Raw genomic sequence first — 212 nt, 5'->3', positions numbered from 1 at the left:
GGCGCGTGAACTGCCGGTCTCGGTGACCGCCGTCGCCGACACGGCGGAGGGCGCCCGCGATGGCGTCGGCGCACCGGCCGTGACCCGGGCGAGGATCTCCGTGGAGTCCCGTGCCGCCGCTGAGAAGGCGGGTGTTGACGGGCTGTTGCTCACTGTCGGCAGGGCTGACGGTGTGAGTTCTGCCGGTCGGGCGCGCGTCAGCGTCGACTACG

Annotated in this window: 1 protein-coding gene; it reads left to right on the top strand. The window is 73.1% G+C overall.

The window, feature by feature from the left end; all coding sequences use genetic code 11:
- Positions 1–212 (top strand): hypothetical protein (locus IF00_RS46635; RefSeq protein WP_209439856.1); only part of this gene is annotated, 212 nt, incomplete at both ends.

The organism is Streptomyces flavochromogenes, assembly GCF_000717595.1.
GTDB lineage: Bacteria > Actinomycetota > Actinomycetes > Streptomycetales > Streptomycetaceae > Streptomyces > Streptomyces flavochromogenes.
This window is presented reverse-complemented; position numbering and strand designations above follow the sequence as displayed.